The organism is Variovorax cryoconiti (assembly GCF_051216395.1).
In the GTDB taxonomy this organism is placed as follows: domain Bacteria; phylum Pseudomonadota; class Gammaproteobacteria; order Burkholderiales; family Burkholderiaceae_C; genus Variovorax.
Window position 1 is genome coordinate 1 of sequence record NZ_JBPJZI010000003.1, and the last position, 22,434, is coordinate 22,434.

22 protein-coding genes and 1 pseudogene are annotated in these 22,434 nt (G+C 69.7%); 13 read left to right on the forward strand and 10 right to left on the reverse strand.

Annotated features, from left to right (window positions below):
• Positions 1–118 (forward strand): annotated as a pseudogene (locus ACSFA2_RS09140) (TorF family putative porin); the annotation flags it as partial.
• On the opposite strand, the gene ACSFA2_RS09145 reads toward ACSFA2_RS09140, so the two are convergent.
• The gene (locus ACSFA2_RS09145) at positions 102–860 is read right to left on the reverse strand and encodes a tRNA-uridine aminocarboxypropyltransferase (protein WP_435455012.1); all 759 of its coding nucleotides are present in this window, start codon (positions 858–860) and stop codon (positions 102–104) included. The pseudogene ACSFA2_RS09140 and the gene ACSFA2_RS09145 sit on opposite strands and share 17 nt — an antisense overlap.
• Before the next feature lie 175 nt (positions 861–1,035).
• Between ACSFA2_RS09145 and ACSFA2_RS09150 the strand changes: the two genes are divergently transcribed.
• The 4 genes from ACSFA2_RS09150 to ACSFA2_RS09165 all read left to right on the forward strand — a co-directional run bounded on the left by ACSFA2_RS09150 (position 1,036) and on the right by ACSFA2_RS09165 (position 3,956).
• Positions 1,036–1,872: a DUF6502 family protein gene (locus ACSFA2_RS09150; RefSeq protein ID WP_435455013.1), complete on the forward strand. Its 837-nt coding sequence runs from the start codon at positions 1,036–1,038 to the stop codon at positions 1,870–1,872.
• Entirely contained in the window at positions 1,869–3,248 is a 1,380-nt protein-coding gene (locus tag ACSFA2_RS09155; RefSeq protein ID WP_435455014.1) for a DUF5666 domain-containing protein, read from the forward strand. Before ACSFA2_RS09150 ends, ACSFA2_RS09155 begins: the two co-directional genes overlap by 4 nt.
• A gap of 181 nt (positions 3,249–3,429) precedes the next feature.
• Positions 3,430–3,741 (forward strand): hypothetical protein, encoded by a 312-nt coding sequence (locus ACSFA2_RS09160; protein ID WP_435455015.1) that lies wholly within the window; start codon positions 3,430–3,432, stop codon positions 3,739–3,741.
• Positions 3,738–3,956, forward strand: coding sequence for a hypothetical protein (locus ACSFA2_RS09165; RefSeq protein WP_435455016.1), 219 nt, complete (start codon positions 3,738–3,740; stop codon positions 3,954–3,956). Before ACSFA2_RS09160 ends, ACSFA2_RS09165 begins: the two co-directional genes overlap by 4 nt.
• A gap of 71 nt (positions 3,957–4,027) precedes the next feature.
• Here ACSFA2_RS09165 and ACSFA2_RS09170 read toward each other — a convergent pair whose 3' ends face one another.
• Positions 4,028–4,975, reverse strand: coding sequence for a LysR family transcriptional regulator (locus tag ACSFA2_RS09170; RefSeq protein WP_435455017.1), 948 nt, complete (start codon positions 4,973–4,975; stop codon positions 4,028–4,030).
• 105 nt (positions 4,976–5,080) lie between these two features.
• On the opposite strand from ACSFA2_RS09170, the gene ACSFA2_RS09175 reads away from it, so the two are divergent.
• The 3 genes from ACSFA2_RS09175 to ACSFA2_RS09185 are packed head-to-tail and all read left to right on the forward strand — an operon-like array spanning position 5,081 to position 8,468.
• Complete coding sequence (locus ACSFA2_RS09175) at positions 5,081–6,922, forward strand: gamma-glutamyltransferase family protein (protein ID WP_435455018.1); 1,842 nt, start codon at positions 5,081–5,083, stop codon at positions 6,920–6,922.
• A 36-nt stretch (positions 6,923–6,958) separates the two neighbouring features.
• Positions 6,959–7,924, forward strand: coding sequence for a Bug family tripartite tricarboxylate transporter substrate binding protein (locus tag ACSFA2_RS09180; protein ID WP_435455019.1), 966 nt, complete (start codon positions 6,959–6,961; stop codon positions 7,922–7,924).
• Positions 7,917–8,468 (forward strand): GAF domain-containing protein, encoded by a 552-nt coding sequence (locus tag ACSFA2_RS09185; RefSeq protein WP_435455020.1) that lies wholly within the window; start codon positions 7,917–7,919, stop codon positions 8,466–8,468. Before ACSFA2_RS09180 ends, ACSFA2_RS09185 begins: the two co-directional genes overlap by 8 nt.
• On the opposite strand, the gene ACSFA2_RS09190 is transcribed toward ACSFA2_RS09185, so the two are convergent.
• Genes ACSFA2_RS09190 through ACSFA2_RS09210 form a run of 5 tightly spaced genes read right to left on the reverse strand, consistent with a single transcriptional unit; the run spans position 8,465 to position 14,405 of the window.
• Positions 8,465–9,430, reverse strand: coding sequence for a D-2-hydroxyacid dehydrogenase family protein (locus ACSFA2_RS09190; protein ID WP_435455021.1), 966 nt, complete (start codon positions 9,428–9,430; stop codon positions 8,465–8,467). The two genes, ACSFA2_RS09185 and ACSFA2_RS09190, sit on opposite strands and share 4 nt — an antisense overlap.
• Positions 9,431–9,441: 11 nt before the next feature.
• The gene (locus tag ACSFA2_RS09195; RefSeq protein ID WP_435455022.1) at positions 9,442–10,446 is read right to left on the reverse strand and encodes a Bug family tripartite tricarboxylate transporter substrate binding protein; all 1,005 of its coding nucleotides are present in this window, start codon (positions 10,444–10,446) and stop codon (positions 9,442–9,444) included.
• Complete coding sequence (locus ACSFA2_RS09200; RefSeq protein WP_435455023.1) at positions 10,443–12,584, reverse strand: acetate--CoA ligase family protein; 2,142 nt, start codon at positions 12,582–12,584, stop codon at positions 10,443–10,445. The genes ACSFA2_RS09195 and ACSFA2_RS09200 overlap by 4 nt, the downstream gene beginning before the upstream one ends.
• Complete coding sequence (locus ACSFA2_RS09205; RefSeq protein ID WP_435455024.1) at positions 12,581–13,387, reverse strand: enoyl-CoA hydratase/isomerase family protein; 807 nt, start codon at positions 13,385–13,387, stop codon at positions 12,581–12,583. Before ACSFA2_RS09205 ends, ACSFA2_RS09200 begins: the two co-directional genes overlap by 4 nt.
• Positions 13,388–13,397: 10 nt before the next feature.
• On the reverse strand, positions 13,398–14,405 hold the full coding sequence (locus tag ACSFA2_RS09210; RefSeq protein WP_435455025.1) for a tripartite tricarboxylate transporter substrate binding protein: 1,008 nt from the start codon (positions 14,403–14,405) through the stop codon (positions 13,398–13,400).
• Positions 14,406–14,520: 115 nt separating this feature from the next.
• Between ACSFA2_RS09210 and ACSFA2_RS09215 the strand changes: the two genes are divergently transcribed.
• The gene (locus ACSFA2_RS09215; protein WP_435455026.1) at positions 14,521–15,294 is read left to right on the forward strand and encodes an IclR family transcriptional regulator; all 774 of its coding nucleotides are present in this window, start codon (positions 14,521–14,523) and stop codon (positions 15,292–15,294) included.
• 22 nt (positions 15,295–15,316) lie between these two features.
• Here ACSFA2_RS09215 and ACSFA2_RS09220 read toward each other — a convergent pair whose 3' ends face one another.
• On the reverse strand, positions 15,317–16,555 hold the full coding sequence (locus ACSFA2_RS09220) for a dienelactone hydrolase family protein (protein WP_435455027.1): 1,239 nt from the start codon (positions 16,553–16,555) through the stop codon (positions 15,317–15,319).
• Between the two features lie 330 nt (positions 16,556–16,885).
• Here ACSFA2_RS09220 and ACSFA2_RS09225 point away from each other — a divergent pair, with 330 nt between their 5' ends.
• On the forward strand, positions 16,886–17,899 hold the full coding sequence (locus tag ACSFA2_RS09225; protein WP_435455028.1) for an AraC family transcriptional regulator: 1,014 nt from the start codon (positions 16,886–16,888) through the stop codon (positions 17,897–17,899).
• A gap of 24 nt (positions 17,900–17,923) precedes the next feature.
• Here the strand turns inward: ACSFA2_RS09225 and ACSFA2_RS09230 are convergent, their stop codons facing one another.
• Positions 17,924–19,057: an HD-GYP domain-containing protein gene (locus ACSFA2_RS09230; RefSeq protein ID WP_435455029.1), complete on the reverse strand. Its 1,134-nt coding sequence runs from the start codon at positions 19,055–19,057 to the stop codon at positions 17,924–17,926.
• A 307-nt stretch (positions 19,058–19,364) separates the two neighbouring features.
• On the opposite strand from ACSFA2_RS09230, the gene ACSFA2_RS09235 reads away from it, so the two are divergent.
• Both ACSFA2_RS09235 and ACSFA2_RS09240 read left to right on the forward strand, forming a co-directional pair.
• Complete coding sequence (locus ACSFA2_RS09235) at positions 19,365–19,907, forward strand: hypothetical protein (RefSeq protein ID WP_435455494.1); 543 nt, start codon at positions 19,365–19,367, stop codon at positions 19,905–19,907.
• Between the two features lie 10 nt (positions 19,908–19,917).
• The gene (locus ACSFA2_RS09240; protein ID WP_435455030.1) at positions 19,918–20,256 is read left to right on the forward strand and encodes a c-type cytochrome; all 339 of its coding nucleotides are present in this window, start codon (positions 19,918–19,920) and stop codon (positions 20,254–20,256) included.
• Between the two features lie 156 nt (positions 20,257–20,412).
• Here the strand turns inward: ACSFA2_RS09240 and ACSFA2_RS09245 are convergent, their stop codons facing one another.
• Positions 20,413–21,348, reverse strand: a complete 936-nt coding sequence (locus ACSFA2_RS09245; protein ID WP_435455031.1) for a hypothetical protein — start codon at positions 21,346–21,348, stop codon at positions 20,413–20,415.
• 200 nt (positions 21,349–21,548) lie between these two features.
• On the opposite strand from ACSFA2_RS09245, the gene ACSFA2_RS09250 reads away from it, so the two are divergent.
• Positions 21,549–22,418: a hypothetical protein gene (locus tag ACSFA2_RS09250; RefSeq protein ID WP_435455032.1), complete on the forward strand. Its 870-nt coding sequence runs from the start codon at positions 21,549–21,551 to the stop codon at positions 22,416–22,418.
• Positions 22,419–22,434: the final 16 nt, after the last annotated feature.

A 22,434-nucleotide genomic window follows, 5' to 3' on the forward strand; every position in this document is an offset into this window, starting at 1 on the left:
GTACGACTTCGGCAGCGGCGTGGCGCTGTACGGCGGCGTGCAGGGCGCCAACAAGAAAGACTTCTACGGCTTCGTGAACAAGGCGCGTGGCATCGTCACGCTCAGCAAGACGCTGTAGACGGCGGCAGTGCCGACACTTCGCGCAGCCGCCGATGGGCCGCATCCTCCCATGCAACGGGCTGCTGGTTCCTGGCGCACAGGTAGTGCTGGGTGAAGACATCCAGATACGCTTCCAAGGTCTGCTCGGCCGCGTGCTCGCCCGCCAGGCCCATGCACAGCGCGGCCACTTCGCTGGTGCAGAGGTGGTCGTCGCGGCCGGAGTCGCGCAATTGGTATCGAGAAGCCCGGTCCGGCGCCAGGCTCAGCACCGGCAGCGCGTCGAGGTAGGGGCTTCGGCCGAACATCTTGCGGCCCTCGGCCCAGGTGCCGTCGAGCAGGATGAACAGCGGGCGCTTGCCGGTTCGGTCACCTGAGGGCGCTGGCGGCGGCACGCTGTACACCACGCGCTCGGGCGCGGCGTACTGCCCGGGGAACACCACACAGGGTTGCCATTGCGGGTCGCTCAGCAGGGCCAGCAGCGCGGGGTCGGTGTCGGTGCGCGCCCAGCCGAAGGCGAAGGTGTCGGCCACCACGTCGGCGACCAGCCAGCCGGTGTTGCTGGGCTTGAGCGGCTCGATGTCGGCCATGAGCAGGCAGACGCCGGCGCGGGTGGAGATCGTCGGGCGCAAGGCGCACAGGCAGTGGCTCGGCAGCAGCCGGCAGCCGGCGCAACGCTCGCGCTTGAAGCCACCGCGGGCGAGAAAGGGTTTGCTGCTGCGCGCCAGGCGGGCGGCGCGCAGCCGGGCGACGGCGTGGGGCATGCGGGGATTCTCGGGCCAGTCGGTGGCCGATTTCGTCGGCTGCGTCGCCTCGACCTTGGGGCGGTTCGCGATGGTGATGCCAACGCGGCCTCGCATCCGGGTCCGCCGCAGACCGCCCATGGCGGTCCCGACGTCCTGAGTTTTTGAACAACTCGGCGACAATCGCAGCCGTCCAATGAATCAACTCGCCTTGGCACTGTCCGCTTGCGCACGCGTTCTGCGGCCTGTGGTCAGGCTCGCCATGGGCCTGGGTCTGAAGCAGCCGCACTTGCAGGAGCTGCTCAACGAGTTGCTGCTGGACGAAGCTCGGAGGTCGTGGCGTTCCAAGGGGGTGCAACCGAACCTCAGTCAGCTCTCCATCACGACCGGCATCAACCGGAAAGCTGTCACGGCGAGGGTTCGCACGCCGCGCGATCCATTGGCGCCGACCGAGCTCTCGTCTGCTGCGAAGACCCTCACGGTGTGGCTGGAGATGGCCACGGACAACCAGAAGCTGCGCAAACTCCCCGTAACGAGCGAGAGCAAGGCGCCATCGTTCGAGTCCATGGCATGGATCGGCAGCCGGGGCAATGTGCATCACCGCGTCATCCTTGAAGAGCTTGTCCGCCTGGGACTGGTGACCGACCACGGCGCGCAGGTCGAACTCAAGGCCGACGGCTTCATCCCGGCGAACGACCTCGGCGGCATGTTGGCCTTCTTCGCCGACAACGGGCGTGACCATCTGAATGCATCGGTGTCCAACATCCTGGCGGAACGTCCTCCGATGCTGGAGCGCTCGATTTTTGCGCATGGTCTTCCGATGGAAGCATGCGAAGAAATTCACCAGTTGGTACGAGCCCGCTGGACCACGTTGCATCACGAGCTGGCACATGAAATGCGAACGGCCATCGATGCCGGCGGCGCGGGCGCAACGGCTCGCATCAGAGTGGGCATCTACACGTATTTCGAAGACGACAAGGGAATCTCCGAGGAGCCGTTCGATGTGGCACCAACGGAAAATTTGAAGCAATGAACAAGCTCCTGATGCGTTGCCTCGTCGCGCTGTCGACCGTATTCGTGCTTTCCTGCGGCGGTGGTGGTGGTGACTCCATCGAAGGATCGTCGGCTGCCGGTTCGACGGGCACTGCCGCCGCCTTCAGAGACGCGAGTTCGCCTGACTGGGGCTTCGCCGGCCAGGCCGGCTCCCAAGACGGCGGCGGCAACGCAGGCGCCGGTGCCGACGGTGGTCCTGGCAGTGCGGGGTCGAGCGCGTCCGGCGGCAGCAGCGGTGACACGGCCTCGGCCTCGTCCGGCGATGCCGGTGGCGTGGGCTCCGGCGGCACGGGTGCTTCCGCATCCGCGGGGGACAGCGGCGATTCGGGCGTTGGGGGGGTGGGCGGCGTCGCCAGCATCATCGTCAACGACGTTCGGTACAACACCGCTGGCGCGGTGCTGAAGTTGCGCGATGCGCCCCAGCTCCAGCTGGGCATGACCGCCAAGGTCAACGGACCCACGAATGCGGACTTCACCGCTGGTGAGGCCACGGAAGTCGAGTCCGCGGCAGATGCGCGCGGCGTGGTCACCTCGATCAACGCGGGCAATGGCGACCTGGTCGTGCTCGGCATGACGATCGGCACGGATTCGACGACGGTGTGGGGCAACATCTCGGGTCTCGGCGCGCTGACCCCCGGAATGACCGTGCAGGTGTGGGGCTTGCCTGCCGGGCCGGGCTCACTGCGCGCGACGCGGATCGAGAAGCTTTTGGCCGGCACCCCGATCCTCTCGGGCGTCGTGCAAAACCTCGATGTGTCCAGCCGCAAGTTCCTGCTGGGAAGCCTGGCCGTCGATTTCGGCCAGATCGCTTCTCCGTCCGCGCTCGTCGCGGGGGTCAACGTGCGCGTGCGTGCGAACCTGTCGCTTGCGGGCGGTGTGCTGCAAGCCAGTTCGGTCGAGCTCTGGTATCCCGTGTCGCTGCAAGACGGAACGCGCCGCCAGCTGGGTGGCGTGGTGACGGATTTCAGCGGACTTTCCAGCTTCCGGGTCCTCGGCACGCCGGTGGACGCTTCGTCCGCTCAAGTGTCCGGGGGGCCGGCAGCGGCGATTGCCAATGGCGTCGAACTGAATGTCGCCGGCACCGTCATCAACGGATCGTTGGTGGCCAGCAAGATCAAGATCAAGAAGACCCCGGGTGGTGCGAGCTCGGCTTCCTTCACTGCCATGGGCACGGTGGGCGCTTTCAAGTCACTCGCGCAATTCAAGGTCAAGGGCCAAGCGATCGACGCCAGCGGGGCCGGCATCCAGTATGTGAATGGGGTGGCAGGCCAACTCGGCAATGGCGTCAAGGTCACCATCGTGGGGGGGCGCATCGTCAACGACGTGTTGATCGCCACGCAGGTCATCTTCGAGTGATCACGCTCCAGAGCCAGATGGCCTTGACCCTTCGGCTCGTCTGGGAGGCTGCTGCGCGCGACACCTCCCGTTACCAGAGAGTCCTTGGGCGAGCGTGTGTCCGACAGCCAGCGACCGCCTGAACAGAAAAAATGCGCGGATGTGAATTTTTCCCATCCGCCGAATTTTTCTGGGAGGGGCCATGTCGGCTCAACATTTCCTGCGGGTCGAACGGCCCAGGCTGGGCGCGATTCCGGCCTTCAATCGAGACGCCGCGGCGCTCGCGCGTGCAACGCGCGCCCGTGCTGCATTTCAGTCGCGTCTCGTCGACACCTTTCGCACCTACCTGGAAGGCGACGGCGCGGAGCCCAGCGATTCGGCGCTGCGCACCTTCGCGCTGCTTGCGGCTGAAGAGCATCGGCTCGAACAGCGGTTGGCCGGTGTCTCGGACCGCAGCACTGCAGGACCCACCCAGGCAGTGCGCGCGGGGCCGGCGTCTGGGGGGCTTCGGTGAAAGTGGTCAGCGGATGCTTCACGGTGCAAGGAGCGCCGTCGGGCGATGGCTATGGTGGGCGCTTTGAATACACCAATCCCGCACCCCTCGTGGCATCGGTGCGCGCCGACAGGGTGTCGCCGATGTTCGCCTTCGAGTTTTCGCCGTTGTGCATCGCGTTCTGCATTGTCATGAACATGGCAGCGCTGATGCTGGTGCTTTCCAAGGCGTGGTGACGACGCGCGCGTGAGGGGCGAGCGTCGCGGTCATCCTGCTGCCGACTGGCGCTCCCTGGCTTTCGTCACCCTCATCGCAGCGCCGCCGCCAACCCCTGGATCACCCCCGCCTTCGGCGAATCCCGCAGCCACGCCAGCCCCACCGGCGGCAGGCTCCACGGCAGCGGGCGCGGCATGACTTCAGCGGCGCCGGTGGCGGCCACGGCCTGCGCCACGTCGCGCGGCAGGATCGTCACGGCCCGCGACAACTGCTGCATGGCCGAGGCGACGGTGCGCACCGCATAGGCCTCGAGCAGCGGCACGGGCACCGTGCGGCCCGCAGCGGCGAAGACGGTGTCGATCATCTGGCGGATGGGCGTGTCCGAGGGCGGAAAGATCCAGTCCATCTCCGACAGCAGCGAGATGTCGACCGTGTCCTGGCGTGCGAGGCGCGGCGCGCTGGCCTTCGACACCACCACGCAGGCCTCCTGCCGGTACAGCAGCTCCTGCACCAGGTCGTCGTCGGTGCTGTCGTGCGAGAAGCGGCAGATGGCGCAGTCGAGCGTGCGCTGGCGCACCGCCAGCACCAGGTTGTGTGTGGTGTCCTCGTGCGCCAGCAGCGCGATGCGCGGGCGCAGGCCGAAGAGGTGCTGCCACGCGGCGTCGAGCGTCTGCGTGGCCGCATAGGGAATCACGCCGACGCGCAGCCGTCCTTGCAGCCCGGCGCCGCTGACGGCGCGCAGCTCCTGCTGCAGCGCGTGGTTGTCCGCCACGGCGAGCTTGGCGCGTGCCAGCACCACCTCGCCGGCCACCGTCGGCTCCAGGCCGCGGCGGCTGCGGAGGAAGAGCGGCGTCATGAAGATGTCCTCGATGTCGGCCAGCGCACGCGTCACGGTCGGCTGCGCGAGCGACAGCTGCTCGGCCACACGCGTGATGGAGCGGTGCCGGTCGACCGCCATCAGCAGCACGTAGTGCCGCATCTTCAGGCGGGTTTCCAGGCGCAGGGCGAGGGCGTCGGGGGCGAGGGGCGCAAGAGACATGGTGTCTCGAAGCATAGCAATTGATGCATGCATCGATAGCAATCCATGTGCATTGGCCTATTTCATGCGACCAGAATCGGCGCATCCCTTCGATGCACCAGAACCATGAGCACCTTCACCACCCGCCCTGAAATCACCGGTACGCACGGCGTCGCCGCGGCCACGCACTGGCTCGCCGCGCAGACCGCCATGGGCGTGCTCGAGCGCGGCGGCAATGCCTTCGATGCGGCCGTGGCCGGCGGCTTCGTGCTGCAGGTGGTGGAGCCGCACCTCAATGGCGCGGGTGGCGAGGTGCCGATCCTGTTCTGGAGCGAGAAGGACCGGCGCATGCAGTCGGTCTGCGGCCAGGGCGCCGCGCCGGGCGAGGCGTCGGCCGCCGCGTTCCGCCGCCTGGGTCTCGAACAGGTGCCGGGCATCGGCCTGCTGCCGGCCACCGTGCCCGGTGCCTTCGGTGCCTGGCTGACGATGCTGCGCGACCACGGCAGCTGGTCGCTGGCCGACGTGCTGGCGCCGGCCATCGGCTATGCGCGCGACGGCTACCCGCTCATTCCGCGCGCGGTGCAGGCCATCGTCGCGGTGCAGTCGCTGTTCCGCGAGCACTGGACCTCGTCGGCCGAGGTCTGGCTGCCCGACGGCCAGGTGCCCCAGCCCGGCGCACTGTTCTGCCAGCCGCAGTTGGCCGCCACTTACGAGCGCATCCTGCGCACGGCCGACGACGAGGGCGGCGGCACGCGCACCGGCACCATCGAAGCCGCGCTGCGCTGCTGGTACCGGGGCTTCGTCGCGCGCGAGATCGACAGCTACTACCGCACGGCACAGGTGCGCGACACCACCGGCGAGCGGCACGCCGGCCTGCTGCGCTACGACGACATGGCGCAGTGGCAGCCGACCGTCGAGTCGCCGCTCACCGTCGATTTCGGCCGCTACACACTGGCCAAGTGCGGCTTCTGGAGCCAGGGCCCGGCCTTTCTGCAGCAGATCGGCATGCTGCGCCACGCCGGCCTCGAGCAGCACGCGCCGCACACCGCGGGCTTCGTGCACCGCATCGCCGAAGCCGCCAAGCTGGCGCTGGCCGACCGCCTCGCCTGGTACGGCAGCGCACCCGGGGCGTCGCGCGAGGCGCAGATGGCGCTGCTGTCCGACGACTACCTGCGCCAGCGCTGGATGGCGGTGGGCGACAGCGCATCGCAACAGCTGCAGCCTGGGTCGCCGCTGGGCCAGGCGCCGCGCCTGCCCGACCTCGACGTGGCGGCCCGCACGCTGCGCACCGCCGACACGCGCTTCGGCATCGGCGAGCCGACCTTCGCCGCGCTGCCGCCCGTTGCGGAGTGGGCCGAGCGCGAAGTCTTCGTCGGCGACACCTGCCACATCGACGTGATCGACCGCCACGGCAACATGGTCGCGGCCACGCCGTCGGGCGGCTGGCTGTCGTCCAGCCCGGTGATCCCGGCGCTCGGTTTCGCGATCAACACGCGCCTGCAGATGACCTGGCTCGACGACGGCTTGCCCAACACCGTGACGCCGGGCGTGCCGCCCTGCACCACGCTGTCGCCCTCGCTCGCGCTGCGCGACGGCGAGCCCTACATGGTGTTCGGTACGCCCGGCGGCGACCAGCAGGACCAGTGGTCGCCCGCCTTCTTCCTGCGCCATGCGGTGCACGGCATGAACCTGCAGGAAGCCATCGACGCGCCGGCCTGGCACGTCGACCATTTCCCCGCGTCGTTCTGGCCGCGCGCCACCACACTCAACCGGCTCACCGTCGAGTCGCGCTTCTCGCCCGAGGTGCTCGATGCGCTGCGCACGCAGGGGCACGACGTGAAGGTCGGCGAGCCGTGGTCCGAAAGCCGCCTGTCGGCCTGCACGCGCGAGCACGACGCCCAGGGCCGCCTGTTGCTGCGCGCCGCGGCCAACCCGCGCGGCATGCAGGGCTACGCCGTCGGCCGCTGACCTGAACCCTTTCTTTTTTCTTGAGGAGTCCTTCCCATGTTTTCACGCATCCGACGCAGCCTCACGCTGCTGGCCCTCTGCGGCTTCGCCACCCTCGCCGCGGCCGAGTGGCCCGACAAGCCCATCACGCTGGTCGTGCCCTGGGCACCCGGCGGCTCGACCGACATCCTGGCGCGCTCGCTGGCCGAGCAGCTGACCAAGTCACTGGGCCAGACGGTCATCGTCGACAACCGGGCCGGTGCGTCCGGCAACATCGGCTCGAACTTCGTGGCCAAGGCCAAGCCCGACGGCTACACGCTCTTGATCGGCTCGATGAGCACGCATGCGATGAACCCGGCGCTGATGCCCGCCATGCCCTTTCGCGGCGTCGAGGACTTCACGCCCATCGCGCAGATGGCCAACGTGATCAACACCATGGTCATCAACCCGGCCGTGCCCGTGACCAACGTGAAGGAGTTCATCGCCTACGCCAAGGCCAACCCCGGCAAGCTGGCCTATGCGTCGGCCGGGCCCGGCTCCACCAACCACCTGAGCGCGGTGCTGTTCGAGAAGGCCGCGGGCATCCAGATGCTGCACGTGCCCTACAAGGGCGGCGCGCCGGCCGTGGTCGACACGGTGTCGAACCAGACGCAGGTGCTGTTCTCGGCCGGCACGCAGACGCTGCCACACGTGAAGGCCGGCAAGCTGCGCCTCTTGGGCGTGACCGAGGCCAAGCGCTCGCCGCTGCTGCCCGACGCCCCCACCGTCGCCGAGACGCTGCCGGGCTACGAGCTGGGCGTCTGGTACGGCGCCTTCGGCCCGGCCCACCTGCCCAAGGAACTGGTGACCAAGCTCAACGACGAGATCAACAAGGCGCTGGCGCAACCCGAGGTGCGCACGCGCATGGATTCGATGGGCGTCGAGATCGTCAAGGGCACGCCGCAGCAGTTCGCCGCCGTGCTGCGCAGCGACGCCGACCGCTACGGCAAGGTCATCCGCGAGCTCGGCATCAAGAATGAGTGAGGTGCAGACCGGGGCGATGCTCTGCCTGCCGGCAGAGGCCTGTGCGGCGCTGTGCCACGACCTGCCGCGAGCGCCCCATCTGGACGCGGCACTCGGCCTGATCGAGGCCGTGCGACAGGCGCAGCTCGGTGACGGGCTGCTGACCGTCAACATCGATGCCGCGCCGGACGGTCCGCAGGAGGGCGACACCATCGAGCTGCAGCGGCTGTGGAGCTCCAACCCCGACGCCTACCCGGTCGGCGGCCGCAAGCGCAAGACCATGACGCCCTGGACGCGCCAGCTGCTGCGCGGCGGCGAGCTGTTCGTCGGCGAGGGCGATGCGGTGCTGCGCGAGGTGTTCGACGACCATGCGCGCATCGCCTCGCTCGGCCTGCATGCGGTGCTCAACGTGCCGCTGATCGACGCCGGCCGCTGTCTCGCAACCTTCAACGTGCTGGGCAGCCGGCCGCGATGGTCGCCGCAGGAGCGGATGCTCGTGCAGCTGCTCGCCGTGCTCGCGACGCCCTGGGTGCTGCGTGCGGCGGCTGCATCGACACGCGACTAGCGTCGCGCCTCGGGGTTGACGATGTCCGTGAGCGTGCCCGCGGCGAAGGCCCGGACGTGGTCGAAGGCGATGCCGAAGTAGCGCTCGTAGTTGTCCTTCTCGACATAGCCGATGTGCGGCGTGCACAGCACGTTGGGCAGGCGCAGCAGCGGATGGTCGGCACCCAGGACAGGCTCGGCCTCGTACACGTCGACCGCTGCGAAGCCCGGGCGACCCTGGGCCAGCGCCTGTGCCAGCGCACCGGGCGCGACGAGTTCGGCACGGCTGGTGTTCACCAGCAGCGCCGTGGTCTTCATGCGGCCCAGGTCCTGCGCATCGACCAGGCCCAGCGTGTCGGCGTTGAGCCGCACGTGCAGGCTGATCACGTCGCTCTCTGCGAAGAAGTCCTCGCGCGACGGCGCCACCTCGAAGCCGTCGGCGCGGGCGGCGGCGGTCGATGCCTCGCGGCCCCACACCCAGACCTTCATGCCGAACACGCGGCCGTACGCCGCCACCTGCCGTCCGATCCGGCCATAGCTCCACACGCCCAGGCGCTGCCCGCCCAGCTGCTGACCGAGGTGGCCTTGCCACAAGCCCTGGCGCAGCCGCGTCGCTTCGTCGACCAGGTGGCGCCGGCTGGCCAGCGCCAGCGCCCAGGTGAGTTCGGCCGTGGCCGAGCCGGCGCCGCTGCCCTCGGCGACCCGCACGCCGCGTGCCGTGCAGGCGGCCAGGTCGACATGGCCGGCCAGCTTGCCGGTCTGTGCGATGAGGCGCAGGCGCGGCAGGCGATCGAGCAGCGCGGCGTCGATGCGCGTGCGCTCGCGCGTGAGCACGATGGCCTCGGCGTCCGCGAAGCGCGCGGCCAGCGCTTCGGTGTCGTGGACGGTGTCGTTGAACACCTGCACGTCGTGGCCGGCGAGCTTCGCGAAGCATTCGAGGCCGCGGACGCAGTCCTGGTAGTCATCGGGAATGACGATGCGCATGGAGGTCTCCTTCACTGCTGCGGAATGTGCAGCTGTTCGACGGTGCGCTTCCACCACGCCAGGTCGCTCTGCACCAGCGCCGTGAACGCCGCAGGCGGCATGCCGCCCGGCTCGATGCCCTGCGCCTCGAAGATGCGCCGGACCTCGTCCGTCGCCAGCGCGCGCTTGACCTCGGCATAGAGCGCGTTCATCACCGGCTCGGGCGTGCCGGCGCGGGCCAGCAGGCCGTACCACCCGTGGATGTCGAAGCCGGGAAAGCCCTGCTCCGCGACGGTCGGCACATCGGGCAATCCCACGAAGCGCTTGCTCGGCGCCACGGCGAGCGCGCGCAACTTGCCTGCCTTGATCTGCGAGAGCGCACTGCTCATGTCGAGAAACATGAACTGGATCTGCCCGCCGAGCAGGTCCTGCACGGCCGGCCCGGCTCCGCGATAGGGCACGTGCACCACCTGGATGCCCGCGCGCTGCGCGAACAGCGCAGCCCCGAGGTGCGCCGAGGTGCCGTTGCCCGACGAGCCGTACGACAGGCTGTCGGGTTTGGCCTTGGCCAGCGCCACCAGCTCGGGCAGCGTCCTGGCCGGGAAGTCGGGCCGCACCACCACCGCGTGCGGCACGAAGCCCACCACGGTGAGCGGCGCGAAGTCGCGCAGCGTGTCGAAGGGGTAGTCGCGCATCAGCGCAGGGTTGGTCACGGCCAGGATCGATGGAAAGACCAGGGTGTAGCCGTCAGCGGGTTGGCGCACGATTTCGCCCATTCCGATGACACCGCCGCCGCCCGGCTTGTTGTCGACGATGACCGGCTGCCCGAGCGACACCGACATGCTCTTGCCGATCGCGCGCGCCATCAGGTCGGTGGGGCCGCCGGGCGCGAACGGCACGACGATGCGGATCGGCTTGGACGGGAAGTCCGGTGCGCCGGCGGCTTGCGCGAGGCGCATCGGCAGTGCCGACACGGCCAGCCCGGCACCGATCGCAGTGCTGAATTGCCGGCGCGACATCGAATGAAGCGATCTCATGATTTGTCTCCTTGCAAGCCCTGGGGCTGCAGCACCGCCACACCGTCCGCTGCGCGCACGCCCTGGCCTTGGGGCAACACGAACAACGGGTTGATCTCGGCTTCGAGCAGCCGGTCGCCCAGCGTCGCCGCCATCTGCGAGAACGCGACGATCGCGTCGACCAGCGCATCGACGTCGGCCGGGGGCCGGCCGCGGAAGCCGTCGAGCAGCGGCCAGGTCTTGAGGCCGCGCACCAGCGAGGCGGCCTCGCCGCGCGTGAGCCCGCCTGCGGGGAGCATCTGCAGGACCGTGTCCTGCAGCAGCTCGGCCGTGACGCCGCCCATGCCGAGCAGGATGGCCGCGCCCAGCGGATCGCGGTGAAAGCCGAGGATCAGCTCGACGCCGCCGCTGGCGACCATCTCCTGCACCAGGAACCGGGACGGTCGCACGCCGGCGTGCGCTTCGACATCGCTGGCCATGCGCACCAGCCGCTCGCCGACCTGCGCCGGTGCCACGCCCACCGCCACGCCGCCGACGTCGCTCTTGTGCGTGATCGTCGACGACAGGATCTTGAGCACGACCGGCCCTTCGAAGGCGCGTGCCGCCTGCACCGCTTCGGCGGCGTCGGACACGATGTGCTCGCGCACGCAGGGCACGCCGAAGCGCGCGAAGAGCTGCTTGGCCTCGGCTTCGTCGAGCGCACCGGCGGGCCACGTGGCATCGATGGCCATCGGCGGCAAGGCCGGGCGCACGGCTGGCGCGCGCCACGACGCGGTCTGCTGCATGGCAGCCAGCGCGCTGCTGCAGCTCTCAGGGGCCATGAAGGCCGGCACGCCGCGCTGGTTGAGCAGGCTCGCGATGCCGGGCGCATGCGGACTCACGTACACCAGCAGCGGCTTGTCGCTGGCCGGCAGGCAGTCGTGGATGGCGTCGGCCATCAGGTCCGGCATGGCGAGTCCCGACGAGCCGACGATGACGATCGTCGCATCGTAGGTCGGGCTGGCGAGCAGCGCGTGGATGGCGCCACGCAGCAACGCCGGTTGCAGGCCGGCCAGCGTGACGTCGATCGGGTTGCGGTCGAGCACGGCATGGTCGCCCGACTGCAGCGCGCGCAGCGCGGCGGCGGTGAGCTCGTCGGGGGGGGGTGTCTCGAAGCCGCTGGTGCCGAGGCTGTCGGCCACCAGCGTGCCGGCACCGCCGGTCGACGTGAGCACCGCCACGCGCCGGCCCTGCAGGCGCCGGCCGCTCGCGAGCGCCGCCGGCAGGTCGAGCAGGTCGGCGAAGCTCTGCGCGCGGATCACACCGACCTCGCGGAACAGTGCATCGTACATGCGGTCCGCGCCGGCCAGCGCCCCGGTGTGCGACACCGCAGCCGCAGCGCCCGATTCGGAGCGGCCGATCTTGAACACCACCACGGGCTTGCCGCGCCGCGCCGCCTTCAGCGCGGCGGCGCGGAACTTGTCGGGGTGCCGCAGGCCCTCCATGTAGAGCGCAATCACCGAGGTGGCCTCGTCGTCGGCCAGATGGTCGACGAAGTCGGCCATGTCGAGGTCGGCCTCGTTGCTGGTCGAGACCAGCTTCGACAGCCCGATGCCGCGTGCCGCGGCACGCGACAGCAGCGCCCCGAGGATGCCGCCGCTTTGCGAGACCACGCCGATGTGCCCGGCCTCGAAGCCGGCCATCTCGAGCGCACCGGTGGCCGACAGCGTGATGTTGTCGGTCAGGTTGACCAGCCCGATGGTGTTGGGGCCGAGCAGCCGCATGGGGCCGGCCGCCTCCAGCAATTGCTGCTGCCGCCGAGCGCCTTCCTCGCCGACTTCGGTGTAGCCGCTGGCCAGCACGATCGCGGCCGAGGTGCCGAGCGCCGAAAGCTCGCGCACCGCCTCGTGGGCGCGTTCGGCACCGAGCAGCACGATGCCCACGTCAGGCGCCTCGGGGAGCGAGCGCACGTCGGGATAGCTCTTCAGGCCGCCGATCCGGTCGGCGCGCGGGTTCACCGGATAGATGGCGCCACCGAAGCCGTGCTTGGTCAGGTAGGCGACCGGCCGGCCCGCGGTCTTGGTCGGGTCGGCCGACGCGCCGATCACCGCCACGCTGCGTGGCTTCATCAGACGCGAGATCGCGTCGGTGCGCTCGCCAGGTTCGGTCGTGCCGCTCATGCCGCCTTCTCCCGCGTCGGGTTCAGGAAGGCCATCACCGCGTCCCGGTGCTGCTGTGTCGTGTAGCAGATGCCCTGCGCCTGGCTGCCCTGCGCGAACACCTGCTCGGCCGACAGCTCGAAGCTCTGGTTGAGGATCGACTTGCCCAGCGCCAGCGCCGGGGCCGAGCCCTGCGACAGTTCGCGCGCCCAGGCCTGCGCATCGGCCAGCAGCGCATCGGCGGCGCTCACGCGGTCGGCAATGCCGAGCGTCAGGGCTTCGGCCGCCTCGACCTTGCGGCCGGTGAAGATCAGTTCCTTGGCGCGCGCCAGGCCGACGCGTCGCGGCAGGAAGTACATGCCGCCGCCATCGGGAATCAGGCCGCGCTTGATGTAGCTCCAGGCGAAGCTGGACTCCTCCGACGCCACCACGAAATCGCAGGCCAGCGCCATGTCGGCACCCAGCCCGTTCGCGCCGCCGTTGACGGCTGCGATCACCGGCTTGGGCATCGTGTGCAGCAGGGCGACCGAGTGATGCACGCGCTGCTGGCGCGTCCAGCCGTTGAAGCCGACCTCGCCGGCCGGCGCATCCATGCGGCGCTGCATGCCGGCGACGTCGCCACCGGCGCAGAAGCCCTTGCCGGCACCGGTCAGCACCAGCGCGCGGATGGTGCCGTCGGCCGTGACCTGTTCGAGCGCGTCGATGAGTTCGGTGCGCATCGCATCGGTGATCGCGTTGCGCTTGTCCGGGCGGTTCAGCGTGAGGGTGGCGATGCCGGTATCGACCTTCAGGTCGATCAGCGAAGGTGCGGGGGTGTGGCTCATGGGGTGGACCTCAGTCGATGGTGATGTGGTTGTCCTGGACGACCTTGCGCCAGCGCACTTCTTCGGCGCGCACGTAGCGGTCCAGTTCGTCGGGCGAGCCGACGTTGACGTCGAGCCCTTCGGTCTGCGTCTGCTGGACGAAGGGCGCTTCCTTGACGGCACGGCGCACGGCGGCGTTGAGGCGATCGATCACGTCCTTGGGCGTGTTCGCGGCGGCGTACAGCCCGTACCAGCTCTCCGCGGCATAGCCCGGCACGCCGGCCTCGGCCATGGTCGGGACGTCGGCATAGGCGGGCGAACGGTGCGCCGTGGTCACGGCCAGTGCGCGCATCTTTCCCGCGGTCACGAAGGACTTTGCTGCGGCTGCGGTGGCGAACATCATGTCGACCTGGCCGCCCAGCAGGTCGGTCATGGCCGGGCCGGCACCGCGGTACGGCACGTGCACGAGGTCGATCCGGGCGAGGTTCTTGAACAGTTCGCCCGCCAGGTGCGCGGAGGTGCCGTTGCCCTGCGAAGCAAAGCTCAGCTTGCCCGGCTTGGCCTTCGCGCCGGCCACGAGGTCGGCCAGCGTCTTGTAGGGCGAGTCGGCACGCACCACCAGCACGTTGGGCGACGCGCCGATCAGCGCGACCGGGGCGAAGGCCTTGCGCGTGTCGTAGGGCAGCTTGGGCTGCAGGGCCGGGTTGACCGCATGCGCGAACGTCGCCATGACCAGCGTGTAGCCATCGGGCGCGCTCTTGGCCACGAAGTCGGTGCCGATGATGGTGCCGGCGCCGGGCTTGTTGTCGACGATGACGGGCTGGCCGAGCGTGTTCGCCATGCCCACGCCGAGCGTGCGCGTGATGGCGTCGGTCCCGCCGCCCGGGGCGAAGGGCACGACGATCCGGATCGGCTTGTCGGGGAACGCCGCCACGGCGGGCAACGCGCCGAAGAGCGCGATGGCAAGGAACGCAAGGAGCGCAATGAAGCGAAGGAACGTCGGGCGACGCAGCGCCCGCGAGTGCATGAATGCAAGCATGGTTTGTCTCTTTTCTTTGTGGATCGACGCGCTTGCAGCTTAGGTCGCATACTCGCCCGATGCACCCCTTCAATTCCACTGGATGGAATTGAGAGGCCCGACCGAAAGGACACCCATGGCGACGACGAACCGCTCCCTCGAACGCGGGGTGGAGATCCTGCGGGCCTTCCGGCCGGGGTCCACCTTGCTCGGCAACGGCGAGCTGGCCGAGCGCACGCAGCTGTCGCCGGCCACCGTGAGCCGCCTGACGCAGACGCTGGTCGGCGCGGGCCTGCTCGAGCACGACCGCCCGGCACGCGCCTACCGTCTGGCCGCGCCCGTGCTGAGCCTGGCGCATGCGATGCGCACCGGCTCGACCGTCCTGCAGGTGGCGGCGCCGCTGATGCGCGCACTGGCCGAAAAGCTGCGCATCAACGTCGGCCTCGCCGTGGCCGACCGTTCGGAGATGGTCTACATCGAATCGCTCCGCTACAACCGTCGCCCGTCGCTGCGCAACGTGGTCAGCGGCCAGCGGGTGCCCATCGAACTGACCTCGCTCGGTCGCGCCTGGCTGGCGGTCGCCCCCGAAGCGCAGCGCAATGCGCTGTTCAAGACGCTGAAGGCGCGCCGTGCCGACTGGCCGGCGCTGCGCCGAGAGATCGATGCGGCAATGGACAGCGTGCACACGCACGGGTGGTGCGTCGCGTCATGGCAGCCCGAGATCGTCGCATTGGCCGTGCCGCTTCGCGTGCACGGTGCGTGGGGCCATGTGCTGAACGTCAGCGTATCCACGACCGAGCCGGTGGCCGATGTGGCGGCCCATCTCAGCGCGCCGCTGGTGGCGCTGAGCCGGCAGATTGTCCACGGCCTCGATGGCCTGGCGCCTGCCACCGGATGGCCCTTGCCCTGACCGAGCGGGGGACGTCAGGGCGTCACACGCCCTCGCTCGTCTTCCAGCGCGCCATCAGCGTGTTCGACGGCAGCGTCTCGTCGATCAGCTTGTGCGCCTGCTCGGCCCCGGTCACCGGCAGGCCGGCCGGGTCAAGCACGCCGACCTGCACCAGCGCGCTGGCCTGGTCCCAGTAGATGTGCTCGTGGCACAGCTTGTCGCCGCGAAAGCGCACCACGCCGAGCATCGGCAGCTCGACCTTGCGGCCGGTCGGTGCGATGCCGGGCAGCATCCAGTCGACCTCGGTCGTGTGGGTGAAGCTCATGATGAACTCGTCGACGATCTGGTTGGAGCCGACGGTGCGCGACAGCGGCCGCAGCCCCATGTCCGGCGGGTTGCCGTGCACGAAGTGGTGCTTGTAGAAGCGGTAGAGCTGCGCGTAGCCCACGCCGCCGGTCATCGTCGGGATGTGGTTGACGTAGGGCTCGGCCACCATCGTCGCCATGGTGTCGTCGACGTTGCGCGTGCCGAACTCGTACTCGCAGTGCTTGTCCCACAGTGCCGACAGGTCGTAGTCAGGGCCGAGCTCGCGCTTGAGCGTGGCGATGGTGCGCTGCTGCGCCATCATCGAGGCGAGCTTGTCGAAGTGCATCCCGCCCAGGCGTGCAAAGGCATGCTCGACGCCCGGGTAGGTGTAGATCTCGATGCGCTTGTTGGGCGCGAGCGCTTCCGTGATGGTGGCGCGCGCCGCGGCGTCGCAGTAGCCATCGAGCTCGGCGAAGTGCAGCACCAGCCGGCCCTTGATCTTCGGTGCCTCGGCCAGCGCATGTTCGATGCCCATGCCGTAGTAGCCCACGGCCACCGCCACGTCGGTGCGGCAGGCTGCGAAGTAGGCGAGCCGCCCGCCCAGGCAGAAGCCGACGAGCCCCTGGCCGACGGATTGCTCGACCTCGGGCAGCGTACGCAGCAGGTTCAGCGTGGCCTGGATGTCGTCGATGCCCTTGTCCAGGTCGAAGCCCTGGAAGTAGCCAATGGCCTGCTCGAAATCGGCCGGGGTGTAGCCCAGCTCGATGCCGGGCTTCTGGCGCCAGAACAGGTCGGGCACGATCGCCACATAGCCTTCTTCGGCGTAGAGGTCGGCGGTGGCGCGCATGTTGGCGTTCACGCCGAAGATCTCCTGCGCGATGACGATGCCGGGGCCATGGCCGCTGGCGGGCACGGCCACGTAGGCGGAGAAGCTGCCGCTGCCGTCCAGCGCCGGGAGGGTGAGGGTTCTGCTCATGGGGGCGGCCTGCGTGGGGCAGGCGGAGTGAGTTGGCGACCGCCGATCTCACCGCAAAACCGGGCGCGTGGCTATCCGGAATCCGCAACCCCGTGCCGGGCGGGCTGCGGCGCATCGCCGATACCGGACAAAGGCGCCCGCGCCCGGCAGGGTCATCGGCATGGCTCTTGCTCGCCGGCAGGTGTGGATGCAGACTGCGATGCCGCACGCACGGCACCCGCCCCACCCCCGCGCACCCCACGGCGCCCCAAGGAGCTCGAAGCACATGACTCGGACCGCCCCGTCCCTTCCGTTCGGCTTCGACCGTGCCGCGTCCGCGGAGGGCCGGCCATGAGTCCGGCCATGCCGGCAATGGACCTGTCGCGGCTCTACCGCAACCGGGTCTTCGCGTCGAACCGCATCGACTCCTCCCGGGCCTACCTGCGCGACGCGCTGGTCGAGCACGACGTGCGCTGCGGTGCTGGCGCGGTCGATTCGGCGCTCTACAGCGCGGGTTCGCCGCGGCTGCAGATGTTCATCCTGCGTTACGGGCCCGAGGTCGAGGTGCGTCCCCAGCCCTTCGATGGCTTCGCGCTGGTGCAAATGCCACTCAGCGGCAGCGCCGAGATCGAGAGCGACGGCCACAGCCTCTCGATCGGCCGCGGCCAGGTGGCGGTCATCGCGCCGCGCCGCAGCGTGCGCCTGCGCTGGAGCCGCGACTGCGAGCAGCTGCTGCTGCGCATCCCGCTGACGCTGGTGCACGACGCCGCCGTGCGCAGCGCGCAGGCGACGACCGCCACCGGGTTGCAGTCGGCCCATCGGCTGCACGACGGCGCATCGGCCCAGTGGTTCGGCCTGGTGCAGTCGCTGATGGAACTCGCCCTGCCCGATGCCGCCGACCAGCCCGCGGCCTGCCACCCGGCCTGGCTCGAACATGTCGAGCAGAGCCTCGCCTACTTTCTGCTGACGCAGCAGCCGGCGGGTGCTGGACCGGCGCTGAACGACGCGGCGCTGACCCTCGACGCACCGTCGTCCGGCGCCGCCGCGCTCGAGCCGCCGCTGGCCGCCGCCGAGCGCTACATGCGCAGCCGCCTGTGCGCGCCGCTGTCGCTCGAAGACCTGGCACGCGCGGCCGGTGTGAGCCCGCGCACCCTGCACATGCACTGCAAGCGCCGCTTCGGCGTCGGCCCGATGGTGTGGCTGCGCCAGGTGCGGCTGGAGGCCGCGCGGCAGATGCTCGAGAACGATGCCGACTGCCTGGTCACCGACGCGGCGATGGAATTCGGCTTCGGCCATCTGGGCCGCTTCTCGGCCTACTACCGCGAGCGCTTCGGCGAACTGCCGCGGCAGACGGCGCGGCGCTGAGCCGCCGGCTGCGTCGGCCGACGTTCAGTCCGGCAGCGACAGCCGCTGGATGTGCGCGTCGTCCCAGAGGTCGCGCGGCTCGCGGCCGACGATCTGCACGTCGCAGCCCGGCTCGCTCAGATCCAGCAGCGCCGGCACCGTCGGCGTCTCCTGGATCGTGGAATAGAAGGTCCGGACCACCGGCGTGTACAGCTTGTCCTGGCGCTGTTGCACCACCACCGCCAGCAGGCCGGAACTCAGCCGCACCAGCGAGCCCACGGGGTACACACCCACCAGCTTGATGAAGGTGGCCAGCAGGTCGCGATCGAAGTGGCCCTTCCAGGCGGCCATGCGGACCAGCGCATCGGCCGGATCCCAGGCGCTCTTGTAGACGCGTGCGGAGGTCACGGCATCGAAGACGTCGCAGATGGCCGCCATGCGCGCGTAGATCGAGATCTCGTCGTCGTCCAGCCCGTCGGGGTAGCCACCGCCGCTGATCTTCTCGTGGTGATGCAGGCAGATGTCCAGGGCGATCGGCTCGTCGAAGCCGTTGCGCACCAGCATCTCCGTGCCCAGCCGCGGGTGGCTCTTCATCGTCGTGAACTCCGCGTCGGTGAGGGCGCCCGGCTTGTTCAGGATGTCGATCGGCACCCGTGCCTTGCCCAGGTCGTGGAAGAGGCCGCCGATGGCTGCGTTGCGGACCTGCCCTTCGTTCATGCCCAGCTCGCGTGCGAACGCCGCCATGAGCGCGCAGACCGCGACGCAGTGCATGTACGTGTACTCGTCGGCGGTCTTGAGCCGGGCGACGCTCAGCATGGCGCCGGCGTCGTGTTCGATCGATGCGTAGATCCCGTCGACCACCTGGATCGCCAGCGCCACGTTGAGAGGGCGGTTCGCCTGCACGTCGGCGAAGGCCCCTTTCATGGTGGAGGCGCCCAGGTTGCGCGCGCTCAGGGCGGCCTCGTGCGCATCGACCGGCGGCGGCGCTTGGACCACCGGCGGCGCCTCGGTGACTTCGATCCAGACGGCGATGTCGCCCCGGGCGCGCAGCGAGCGCAGCAGCCGCCGGTCGAGCACCCGCGAGGTCGAGCGCGAATTCGGCACACCCGTCCAGACGCCATCGAGCCCTTTGAGGACCATGCCTTCTTCCAACTGCGTGGCCTTGATCTTCTTCAGCATGACGTTCTGTGCGCGTTTCGAAGCAAGCGCTGCGGTGGGCAGGTATGAAAAAATTAACTATAGGACGAAAAGGTGTCCAAACCTGCTCGATGCGCGCGGCCCGCGTCAACCTTGGCACGTTCGCAACGGCGTGTTTTGCGGGCTGTCTTTCGGCTGTTGCCTTTCGCCTTACTACACTGACCCGATGCGCCCCGCCTCACCGCTGCCTGCCGAACACGGCCCCTCGATCGTCCGCTTTTTCACCGGCGAGAACCTGCGCAGCCGAAGCGTGAGCGATGTGGTGCTGGTCGGCACGCTCGACGTGCCGATGCCGCCCGCGCGTCTGACCGCCGACTGGGAACGCGAGGTGTCGTCCCGCCTGGGCCTGGCGCCCGGCGATGTCGAGCCGCTGCCCCTGCCGCGCGCCCGCGCGCGCTGGCCGGACTACCGGCCCTGCGTGCAGGCGATGGCCGAGTGGACCCGCGCGCTCGGGCTGGCGGAGGTGCTGGCTTCCAGCGAGGTGGCGCTGATGGCCTGCCGCGGCGCGAAGGTCCACCACGACGCCGCGCAATACGGCGGTGCGGCCTTCTGCAATCTCTTCCTCAGCGAAGACAAGGGGCTGGACCTGCATTTCCCGGCGGTGGGCCTTCGCCTTCCCCTCGCCCGCGGCCTGGCGGTGGTCTTCGACACGGGCCAGCCGCACGCCGTCATCCGGCGCGGTCGCAGCGGCTTCGACGAAGCCGACTTCGCGCCGGAGGTGGACGGCACCCTGGTGTTCCTGAGCTGGGAGCTGCCGATCGAGGACGCGCATGTGGCACGTGCGCTGGGCGTCGTCTTCGATGGCGAGCCGCCCATCGCGCACAGCGCTTAGAGTCCATCGCATGCGGACGCTTCTTTTCGCCGGCCTCCTGATCCTTTCCGCCACCGCGCATGCCGCGCAGGCGATGGACGGGCGGCCCGACGACGCGCCGCGGCTGAGCGGCACCTACGGTTGCATGGCCTGCCATGGCATGGTCAGAAAGCAGGTCGGCCCCGGCTTCGCGCAGATCGCGGCACGCTACGGTGGCGACGCCGCCGCCCCGGCACGGCTTGCCGCGAAGATCCGCGAGGGCAGCGTCGGAACCTGGGGCCGCGTGATCATGCCGCGCCAACCGAAGATGACGGTGGCGGAATCCGAGACGCTGGCGCGCTGGGTGCTCGCGCAGCCGCCGCAGCCCTGAGAACGTGTGAATGAACCTGCTGCGCACCCCGATCTCGCCTCTGCGGTCCTCACCGCACGCGAGTGCGGCTCCGGTCCTCGACGCAAGCTCGGGGCGCTCGCGACGGTTCCTTCACACGTTCTGCCCTTCTGGGCAGTCGGTACGGGGATCGGCGTATCAGCGCCGCCGGTACACCCGCCCGAGCGCCGTCGCCAGCGCCATCGACACGCGACGCCGCGCCAGCGTCAGGGGCGACAGCGACGCGAGCGGGCCGCGCGTGAACCGGTAGAAGGCCTGGCTCGCGACCGACGGCGGCAGCCCACGCAGCGCCCCGCGGAAATGCCGGCCCTGCCAGGGTTTGGCCACACCGACCGCATGCGACAGGTGCCGCCCCCCGGGGATGAAGTCCATCGCCTCGGGGCCTTGCGTGTGCAGCGGTGCCAGCGACAGGCTCAAGGCAAAGTTGAGCGCGTCTTCGTCGGTGGAATGGAAGGGATGGTCGGGTCCGCCGATCTTGCGCTGGCGCAGGGCGTTGCCGGTCTCGGCCGCGACCCGCTCGCAGATGCGCTGCCAATGCCCGAGGACATCGGCCTGCGCGCGCGGCACACCCACGAAGCCGCTGTTGTAGTAGCGCTCCAGCGGGCGTTGCGGCTGCTCGCCATGCGCGGCGAAGAACTGGCGCCACTGCTGGCGCTTGGGATGGTCCGACGGCAGCGCGCTGTCGAAGTCCTCGATCAGTGCGACCTCGCCACCGGCGAGCCAGGCCTCGATCTCCGACCAGGCGCACTTCACCACCAGGTCGGGGTCGAGGTAGACCACCGCGTCAGCCGCCGGTGCCCGCCGGTGCAGCAGCTCGCGCATGAAGGCCGGCTTGTGATAGTTGAGGCTCAGCGGCGGGTCGAGGGCCACCGTCTGCAGCGCCAGCCGCGAGGTCACCTGCAGCCGCGCCCGGCCGCGCTCGAAGCCTGCGCGGCGGGTCAGCCAGTCCGGCAGCGGCCCGCGGTGGCCGGCCCACACCGTGCCTTCGTAGCCTGCCGCCGCCAGCGAATTCACCAGCACCGCCACGCCGTGGTGGTAGTGGCCTTCGAAGAGGGTGCAGACCGCAATCGTCATGGGCCCATGATCGCGCATCGGGCCTCGGGGGTCGGCGGTGCGGCCTTCGGACGAGAAGGCCCTGGACTTTAGGGGGGTGGGCCGTTTTGCCACGCCGCGATCGTTAACTTCTTGGCAGTACGGCGATCTCAGATGCGGAATGCGGCCCGAGCGTTGACATTGCACAGACATTCGTCACCCCATGCCTCGACAATCTGGCCATGACCCGACGCCTCCTCTCCCTGTGTTTTCTGCTGGCGCTGGGCGCCTGCGCGCAGCGAGAGGCCCTGCCGCCGGCGCCCATCGATGCCACGCTGCGCGTGCCGACCCTGGAGTTCCACGCACCGCCGGTCGACAGCGTCATCTCGACCGTCCGCTACACGCTCGACCGCCAGTTCACGCCGCTGGTCAACTTCTACCTCCAGGACGAGGTGGCTGCGTTCGGGCGGGGCGAAGACACGGCCGTCGGCGAACTCTTCGGCACGGTGGCCGTCACCGCCGAAGAGGCCCGGCGGGTCTATGCCAAGGACCCGGCCGCGGGCGACCGCCGCCTGCTCGGCCGCCAGGTGCTGCTCAGCGGCAGCGTCCTGGGCATCAGCAAGGACGACGACCAGGTGCCCTACGTGGTGCTGCGCGACGGCGTGCTGCTCGGCACGAAGGCACGCATGGCGCGCGACAGCGTGGCCGTGGCGTCGACCGTCACGAAGGACCAGGAGGTCGCCTTCGTCTGCACCGGGCGCGGGCTCGTCGCCCGCACGCCGCTGTTCGACGACTGCCACCCGGCCGCGGTCGTGGCAGAGCGCCAGACCCAGATGCTGGCGAGTGAATTCGCCCGCTTCGCGCGCGGCCAGTCGGTGTCGCCCGAAGCGACCGAACTGGCTGTCCGCTTCGAAAGCCTGGCCCGTGCCGTGGATGACCGCGTCGATTGCTCGACCGGTTGCGAGCGTCGCGTGGACCACCGCCGCGCCGCCGACGCGAGCACGCTGGCCGCGCTCGTCAAGACGATGCGCGCCGGCGGCCTGCGCATCGACGCGAAGGCCGAGCGGGCGCTGTCGCAGTCGACGCTGACGGCCGCCGCGTCGAATCACTGAGGCATCACCGAGGCGG